This window comes from Flavobacterium quisquiliarum, from assembly GCF_019308285.1.
Lineage (GTDB): Bacteria > Bacteroidota > Bacteroidia > Flavobacteriales > Flavobacteriaceae > Flavobacterium > Flavobacterium quisquiliarum.
This window is the reverse complement of sequence record NZ_WWEM01000038.1, coordinates 234,855-243,425: the sequence shown is the minus strand read 5'-3', so window position 1 is coordinate 243,425 and position 8,571 is coordinate 234,855. Positions and strand designations below refer to the sequence as shown.

At 32.8% G+C, this 8,571-nt stretch carries 9 protein-coding genes; 4 read left to right on the top strand and 5 right to left on the bottom strand.

Features of this window, described 5'->3' with window-relative positions; genetic code table 11:
* Positions 1-1,200 (bottom strand): IS3 family transposase gene (locus GSY47_RS21835; RefSeq protein ID WP_219071534.1). Its coding sequence is split into 2 segments (ribosomal slippage), with 1,201 coding nucleotides annotated over them: positions 1-852 and positions 852-1,200; the frame shifts between segments, so codons are not numbered across the junction. This gene is flagged as partial in the annotation.
* A 15-nt stretch (positions 1,201-1,215) separates the two neighbouring features.
* Here GSY47_RS21835 and GSY47_RS21830 point away from each other — a divergent pair.
* A complete protein-coding gene (locus GSY47_RS21830; protein ID WP_179003866.1) occupies positions 1,216-1,524 on the top strand; it encodes a GxxExxY protein in 309 nt (102 codons plus the stop codon).
* A gap of 129 nt (positions 1,525-1,653) precedes the next feature.
* Complete coding sequence (locus GSY47_RS21825) at positions 1,654-2,394, top strand: lysophospholipid acyltransferase family protein (protein WP_179003865.1); 741 nt, start codon at positions 1,654-1,656, stop codon at positions 2,392-2,394.
* A 549-nt stretch (positions 2,395-2,943) separates the two neighbouring features.
* Here GSY47_RS21825 and recA read toward each other — a convergent pair.
* The 4 genes from recA to GSY47_RS21805 form a co-directional block, all read right to left on the bottom strand.
* A complete protein-coding gene (gene recA, locus GSY47_RS21820; protein WP_179003864.1) occupies positions 2,944-3,951 on the bottom strand; it encodes a recombinase RecA in 1,008 nt (335 codons plus the stop codon).
* Between the two features lie 156 nt (positions 3,952-4,107).
* The gene (locus GSY47_RS21815; RefSeq protein ID WP_109194728.1) at positions 4,108-4,617 is read right to left on the bottom strand and encodes an acyl-CoA thioesterase; all 510 of its coding nucleotides are present in this window, start codon (positions 4,615-4,617) and stop codon (positions 4,108-4,110) included.
* A gap of 35 nt (positions 4,618-4,652) precedes the next feature.
* Entirely contained in the window at positions 4,653-5,036 is a 384-nt protein-coding gene (locus GSY47_RS21810; RefSeq protein ID WP_179003863.1) for a DoxX family protein, read from the bottom strand.
* A gap of 7 nt (positions 5,037-5,043) precedes the next feature.
* Positions 5,044-6,192, bottom strand: a complete 1,149-nt coding sequence (locus tag GSY47_RS21805; protein WP_179003870.1) for a DNA polymerase III subunit — start codon at positions 6,190-6,192, stop codon at positions 5,044-5,046.
* Positions 6,193-6,627: 435 nt separating this feature from the next.
* Here GSY47_RS21805 and GSY47_RS21800 point away from each other — a divergent pair, with 435 nt between their 5' ends.
* On the top strand, positions 6,628-7,080 hold the full coding sequence (locus GSY47_RS21800; RefSeq protein WP_057115433.1) for a hypothetical protein: 453 nt from the start codon (positions 6,628-6,630) through the stop codon (positions 7,078-7,080).
* Between the two features lie 192 nt (positions 7,081-7,272).
* Entirely contained in the window at positions 7,273-8,565 is a 1,293-nt protein-coding gene (locus GSY47_RS21795; protein ID WP_179003862.1) for a hypothetical protein, read from the top strand.
* Positions 8,566-8,571: the final 6 nt, after the last annotated feature.

Below are 8,571 nucleotides of genomic sequence, written 5' to 3'. Positions count from 1 at the left end.
TTTTTTGATATACAAAATTAGGTGTTTTCATTTTCAAGCTTAAATGCGGCCTTTTTTGATTATAGCATTCTATAGATTCTTTAATTAATTTATTTAATTCTACTGCTGATTTACATTTATAGATTAAAAATTCATGCTTTAAAATCCCATTGATTCTTTCTGCTAAAGCATTCTGATAGCAATCATATCCATCGGTCATTGATGGTTCAATATTGTTCTTTCTTAATTCATTCTGATAAATCTGGGAACAATACTGAAGCCCTCTGTCTGAATGATGTATAAGTGCAAGTTTGTTTTTTCTATTTTTAACTGCCATTTTCAGGGCTTTAACAACATTCTCTGCACTCATATCGTCACTTAAATGATAGCCGACAATTTTCCTGCTGAAAACGTCTGTAACTAATGAGAGATAATGGGTTCTTTCATATGATTTTACATAAGTTATATCACTTACAAAGACCTGTTCGGGCCTATGCACATTAATATCTTTTAGAAGATTAGGATATTTATGAAGCCAGTGTTTAGAAAAAGTTGTTTTAATATAACTCTTTGCAGGCTTTATAAGCAGCTGCTCTCTTTTTAAATACTTGAAAAATGCATCTCTACCGATTTTAATTCCATTTTCAGCAAAACAATGCTCCAATAAAAAATAAAGTTTTCTTGTGCCTAATCTAGGCATTATTCTTCTTTGTTTTTCAACCAGTTCCCTAACTTTGAGCAATTGTTCTTCGCGTATTAGTAAACGTGATTCATGCTGATAAATCGATTGTCGGCTTATCCCAAATAATCTACAGGCATAGGACATACTTATTCCTTTTTCCTGCCGGATGCTTCTGATGGTTTGGGAGAAAACTTTTTTCTGATTTGAGTTCCATATTGACTGTCAGAAATATCAATCATAGTATTAAGAACCATGTTTTTCAGTTTTTCATCTGCCAGTTCTTTTTCTAATCTTTTGATAATCTGTGCCGGAGTTTCTTTTGATTTTGACATAAAAAGAAGATTAGGTTTGCTCCAGTCTAAGTTACCAAATTTTCGTAACCAAACCAAAACTGTGCTTCTTCCCTGTATTCCGTATTTTTTCTGCGCCTGCTTGTAAGTAAGTTCGCCTTTTTCTACCTGCGAAATAACGGCTAATTTAAAGCCTAAGTTGTAATCTCGCTGACTACGTCGCTCTTTTTTAAATTCTGGATTATTCATAAATAAGTCAATTTTATGTCAACTTATTTCAGGACGAGACAGTTTTATAAAATAAGTCAACGTGGGCTTTTTGTTGAAAAAGAAAAAGCTTTGCCATTGGTTTTTGAAGAAGTTAAGCTTGATTGTGGATATCGTATTGATATACTTGTAGAAAGCAAATTATTAGTCGAAATAAAAAGCGTAGAATCACTCACTGTTAACCATTTGGCTCAAACATTAACATACTTAAAACTTGGAAATTTTAAACTCGGTCTACTTATAAATTTCAACGAAAGTCTTTTAAAGAACGGCATTAGAAGAGTTGCCAATAATTTAACGACATAGCTTTGTGAACTTATTGCAAAGCAAAAAAACTTTAAAACTTTGCGAAAATCCTTTGTGTTCTTTGCGTTGAATAATTGACTAGTCAAATTCTTGTTTAAAATTCATTTCCGTTTTATTACATTTGAAGCTATGAAAATACTTAAAATTGCTTTTTGGATTCTTTGGCGCGTTTGGTTTTACGTCTTAATGGCGATTCCAATCTTGATTATGCTGCCATTTTTACTGATTTCTATAGTTTCAGAGAAAGGATATCCATATTTCTTTAAGATGGCTCGAATTTGGGCAAAATTTATTCTTTTCGGAATGGGGTTTTATTATACCGTAAAACGCGAACAGAAGCTTATTAAAGGCAAAAGTTACATGATTGTGGCCAATCATACCTCGATGACCGATATTATGCTTATGCTTGCTCTAATTAAGAATCCGTTTGTTTTTGTTGGTAAAAAAGAGCTGGTGAAGATTCCGCTTTTTGGATTTTTCTATAAACGAACTTGTATTTTAGTTGATAGAAATTCATCAAGAAGTAAAAATGAAGTTTTTAAAAGAGCTCAAAGCCGTTTAAACCAAGGGTTAAGTATTTGTATTTTCCCTGAAGGCGGTGTTCCAGATGATGAAAGTATTTTGTTAGATGAATTTAAAGACGGAGCTTTTAGATTGGCAATTGATCACCAGATTCCAATTGTGCCAATTGTTTTTGCAGATAATAAAGAACGTTTTTCATATACATTTCTAAGTGGAAGTCCTGGCAGAATGCGCGCAAGAATTCTTCCTTTCATTGAAACAAAAGATCTAACTATTGATCACAGAAAAGAGTTAAGAGATCAAGTTAGAACCATAATTTACAATGGATTAATTGATTTTCAAAAATAGAATTTCTCAGATAATTTAAAATACAAAAGCCGGTAGATTTCTTAAAAATCTACCGGCTTTTCTTTGAATTAAAAACCCCCTATTTTTATTCAAAAGTTATTATCTGTGAATTATCTTTTCGGAAATAAAACGTAATACTTTTTTAAATTTCAATTTGGTTTTTCTTCGGTTTTTACTGTACAACAATTCTATTTTTTCTTTCATGGTTAAAAATATTAATGGTTGATAATAAAGAGTTTAATTATAACTCAAGTTAATGTCACATTAGTATAGATATGGAAAAGCTAAAAAGGTTGCGTCAAAAAAGTAAAAAAATAATAAAAATCCGTTAGTACCCAATAACTAACGGATTTTTGTTCAAATAACCAACCAATGTAAATTCTAAAAAAATCCAAATTGATATATGGCGTATCAATTTTGGAGACTTGCTTTTTTATAAGATGGAGATTTAATAAAAAGGTTGCGTTTCGATTTCAAATTTTTCTTAAAAACAAAAAATCCGATAGATGGTAAAATCTATCGGACTTAAAATCAGAATGCTTTATAGAATTATGCGTTTGCTAATTCTTTGATATGTTCTTTAATTTTAATTTCCAGTTCTTCAGCAAGTTCTGGGTTATCTTTTATCAACGCCTTAACAGCATCGCGACCTTGTCCTAATTTGGTATCACCATAACTGAACCAAGATCCTGCTTTTTTAACGATGTCAAATTCAACCGCTAAATCTAAGATTTCACCAGTTTTAGAAACTCCTTCTCCATACATGATGTCAAATTCGGCAGTTTTAAAAGGCGGTGCCACTTTGTTTTTAACAATTTTTACTTTTGTTCTGTTACCAATTACGTTTTCACCGTCTTTAATTTGAGCAGAACGACGAATATCTAAACGTACAGAAGCGTAGAATTTTAAAGCATTACCTCCCGTTGTAGTCTCCGGATTTCCGAACATTACACCGATTTTTTCACGAAGCTGGTTGATAAAGAATACTGTACAATTTGTTTTACTGATAGTTCCAGTAAGTTTTCTCAAAGCTTGAGACATCAAACGTGCGTGAAGACCCATTTTAGAATCTCCCATTTCACCTTCAATCTCACTTTTCGGAGTCAAAGCCGCAACAGAGTCAATAACAACAATATCTATAGCTCCAGAACGGATTAGGTTTTCGGCAATTTCCAAAGCCTGTTCTCCGTTGTCTGGTTGAGAAATGATTAAATTCTCAATATCAACATTTAATTTTTCAGCGTAGTTTCTATCAAAAGCGTGCTCCGCATCAATAAAAGCAGCAATACCTCCAGCTTTTTGAGCCTCAGCAATAGCATGAAGCGTCAAAGTAGTTTTTCCAGAAGATTCTGGACCATATATTTCAATAATTCTTCCTTTTGGATAACCATTAACGCCAAGAGCTAAATCAACACCAAGCGAACCTGAAGAAATCGTTTCTACCTCTACAATGGCTCTGTCGCCCATTTTCATTACGGTTCCTTTTCCGTAGGTTTTGTCAAGTTTGTCAAGTGTTAACTGTAACGCTTTTAATTTGGCTTCTTTGTCTGAACTCATATTTTCTTAAATTATCTAAATTTTTATTTTTGCCTTTCCGGATAAAATTAAGAAAATTCTTTCTTAAAATTTATTGGCTTGTTTTGTAAATTGTAAAATTACTCCTTTTTTTGAAGTTTCATTATTTCCAATTGTTCCAAATTGTCACAATTTTCATTACAAAAATAAAGCCTTTAATTCTGTGGCATCAGCGGGTTTTATTTTGCCTGCCAAAAGTAAACTTAGTTGTTTACGACGCAAAGCTGCATCAAAACGTTGGATTTCTAGTTCAGTTTCTGGTACAATTGGTGGTACTTCGACTGGTCTTCCAGTATCATCTACAGCCACAAATGTATAAATGGCTTCGTTGGCTTTTGTTCTATTTCCAGATTCGCGGTCTTCTACCCAAACGTCTATAAATACTTCCATAGAACTTTTGAAAGATCTTGAAACTTTTGCTTCGACTGTTACAACGCTTCCAAGCGAAATGGCTCTATTAAAAGCAACGTGATTTACAGAAGCAGTAACTACAATTCGGCGCGAATGTCTGCGGGCGGCAATACTTGCAGCGCGATCCATTCGGGCTAATAATTCACCACCAAAAAGATTGTTTAAAGGATTAGTTTCGCTCGGTAAAACTAAATCAGTTAAAATAGTTAGAGATTCTGAAGGATGTTTTGGATTCATTTTTTTTATCTAAAAATTTAAAAATTGTGGTTGTCTTAATTCAACCAGTAAACCGCCATTACAGCTGGTATAAAATAAATTACAATAGTTCTCGCGCCATCGTAATCTTTTGCTAATCTTTGTCCGAAAAGCATCATTAACAAAGAGATGCATGAAAATATAGCTCCATATAAACCAAATTCTCGTCCGTTATTTGTGAATAATTGAATACCGCCAACAACACATAAAATTCCAGAAATTAACTCTACAATTAAAAGATGTGCTAATGCCAGTGGAACATGATTTCTTAATATTGTTTTCGAAAAATGCTCTTTGAGCCAAGTTACATTATCATTCCAATAAAATATTTTTTCGTAACCTGACTGTAAGAAAGTTAAAGCTAAAAAAGCTAAAATTAAAATTGAGGCAATATTGTTCATTTGAAATCTATTTTTTATGAATTAAACGTGTGAGTTTGATCGATAAATCGGTTAGAATTATTTTTGCATTTCCGTTTCTTTCAATATGATACATAGCATCTGAAAGTTCTTTGAATATTTCGTGGATATTATTTCCATTAACAAATGGAGCAAAATTTTCCAATTTAAATTTATCTACTTTTGGCTCTATGTAAACTAAGCTCGATGCTTGATAATTCAGCATAAGAGCTTGACGAAACATTTCTATACAGTACTGAATAAATTTTTTCTGACTTTCGCGTCCCAGCGCAGCGATTTGCTCGCTCCAAGAAATTAAGTCTTGGATAGCGGCCGCGTTTCCTTTTGCTCTAAAGGCAGCACGTACCCAATTGACAAACCATTGCTCAAATGGTAAATCGTCATCGTCTTCTTTTAACAAATGCAAAGCTTTGCTAAAATTTCCCTGCGCTTGGTGCGCAATTTTTTTGGCTAAATTGGGATCAGTATTTTCGCGATCTACTAAAGCCTCAGCAATTACTTTTTCTGGAAGTCCATTAAAATGAATTACCTGACAGCGTGAGCGTATGGTTTGTATAATATCTTCCTCATTTTCAGAAATCAGAATAAACATAGTTTTATCTGAAGGTTCTTCTAAAAGTTTCAAAAGTTTATTCGAAGCGGCAATATTCATTTTATCTGCCATCCAAATAATCATAATTTTGTAACCGCCTTCATAAGATTTCAGCGAAAGCGATTTTAAAACTTCTTGCGCATCTTCGACACGAATTTCTCCCTGCTTGTTTTGAACACCTAGAATTTTGTACCAGTCAAATAAACCTCCATAAGGCATTTCCTGAATAAAACTTCGCCAGTCTTGTATAAAATCTAAACTTTTCGGTTTTGTTTTTACATCTTCGGTAGTAACGGTTGGATATATAAAATGCAGATCGGGATGCGATATGTTATCAAACTTTAGATTGCAAGAATCATTTCCGTTCGAATTTTCATTACCTGTATTCCCACACAAAATATACTGGGCATAGGCAATGGCAGTTATTAATGTACCGCTTCCTTCTGGACCAACAAATAATTGTGCATGCGGAATTCTACCAGAAGCAGCACTTTTTATCAAGTGGCTTTTGATATAATCTTGACCTAAAATTTGAGAAAATTGCATGAAGCAAAGATAGAAGAAAATGATGTAGTCAAAAATTTTCAAGTCAAAGATTATTTTATACTCATAATTTTCAAAATCTAGGTGCTCTTTAAGATTTTTTTTGGTCGTTATCGAGAATAATTTTGTTAATAAATAGCTCAAGATGAGCAGTTATCGAGATGTTTTTGTTAATATTTTTTTTGAGAAAATCGATAAACGTAAGTTTTTTTTTATTATTTAAAAAGGAAAAGACGTTTTTTTTATAGCTATAATCTTACTATTATGACTTTAACGATTTTAACAAAAAGCCCGTTAAAACGCACATTTTCTCGACATAAGACTGATTTTTAAGGTTTTTTTAAGGTTTTTTTTTGAAAAAATAAATCATTGCACTTGGAGTTTAAGTTAATTTCTATATTTTTGTTTTTATCAAGAACCAATTATAAATAAGAATCTATGAAAGGGAAAATTACTCTGCTAAGTGCACTTTTTATTTTAACTACTGCAGCCGTTTCGGCACAGGCTAAAAACGCGCCAAGAAGTATTATTAGTACAACAGCTCTTATTCGTAAATACCATGATCAAAAAGAATTAAGTGGTATGCAAAAGGGGGAACTTTTGGAGTTATATATCGAACGTATTAAAGTTTTAGTAAAAACTCTTCCTTACATTGCTTTGGTTACAAAACCGGGAGTTACTATGGCCGATCTTGGTATTCCAGACGATAACGAACACAAAAAAGTGTTAGATGCCCAAGCAGTTGGTACATCAACATTTTTGGACACAACTGTAGAATTCCAAAGAAAGATGATGCCTTACTCTGACAAAGGAAATTTAATCGCAGCTATTTTATTTTACGAAAGTACATTGAAATCATTACACGAGTTCAACGATTTGAACGAAATGTAATAAAGATTAATTTTTTTTTAAAACCTTTTTCGAAGTCTTTACGTAGATGGATAAAATCTAAGTGGAATGCTTTTGAAAAACAAAATAAAAAAAGACTCATTCTCGAAGGTTCTGATAATTTCGGAAAGTTCGAGAGGAGTTTTTTCGTTTACGCATACCTAAATTTATTATTAACCCTAATACCCCCTTATCATGAAAAAAATTACTCAATTAATCTGCGTTCTTTTGACGGTTACGAGTATGAGTGCTCAACAAGAGAAAGGAATTATGGGCTACAACAATTGGTTGAATAACTGGACCGAATTTAAGCCCAACAAAGTGGACTATGGAGAAGCAAACCAAATTTTAGCAGGAAACATTTCTGTTAATACTAAATTGCTGAAAAGAAATATCTACGTTTTGCAAGGAAACGTATATGTTACAAACAATGCTGTTTTAACAATTGAACCAGGAACTTTAATTATTGGTGATTTCGAAACAAAAGGAACATTGGTAGTTACTAAAGGTGCACAAATTATTGCAGATGGTTTAGAAACAGATCCAATTGTATTTACTTCAAACCGCAGCATGAAAAAAGCTGGAGACTGGGGTGGAGTTGTAATCCTTGGTGATGCACCAATCAATAAATTTGGAAACGTAGGTTCTTACAACCTTGATTTAGATCCAACACTTACTACTTATGGTGGAGACAACGTAGCTTCAAACTCTGGAATTTTAAGATTCGTGAGAATCGAGTTTGCAGGTAAAAAAGTAAAAGGTGCAGATACATTCAATGGTTTAACTATTGCTGGAGTTGGTAGCAAAACAGTTATTGACAACGTTATGGTAAGCTACTCTGGAGGTGATTCATTCGCTTTCTTTGGTGGTGATGTTAATGCATCAAAATTAGTTTCTTATAAATCTATCAATGACGACTTCAAATTCACACAAGGTGTACAATGTCGTTTATTCAACTCTTTAGCAATTAGATCTTCTTACTTATCAAGTAACAAAGATGGATCTCGTTGTATGGAGGTGAAATCTTATGAGAAAAAGAACGAAACAGACTTTACAAAAAAACAAACTCTTGTAGCTGCTACAAATATCACAATGCTTAATGACAGTGAAAACATTAAATCTGATATCCAGGCAGGGTTAGTTAAAGAATGTGTTTATGTTGCAGAAAGTGCTTCTCTTGAATTAAAGCGTAGTGTAATCTCTGGATTCAATCCTGCTGTTTTATTAGACAGTAAAATTGAGATCAACGATGCCAATCTTAAAAAAATCAAATTTGAAGAAATGTACTTTAACTTATGTAACGGAAACATCTTTACTGAGTACAATTCTAACAACGAAGATTTAGAGAGCTGGTATGGTAACAGTGTATTCTTTAATGTTTATTCTCAAAGCAGTAACAATGAAACTTTCATTGATATCGCAAACCCTAAAAAACCAGATTACAGATTACAATTAGGAAAAATCACGGCTTCAAGCGGCAATAGATAAATAGAT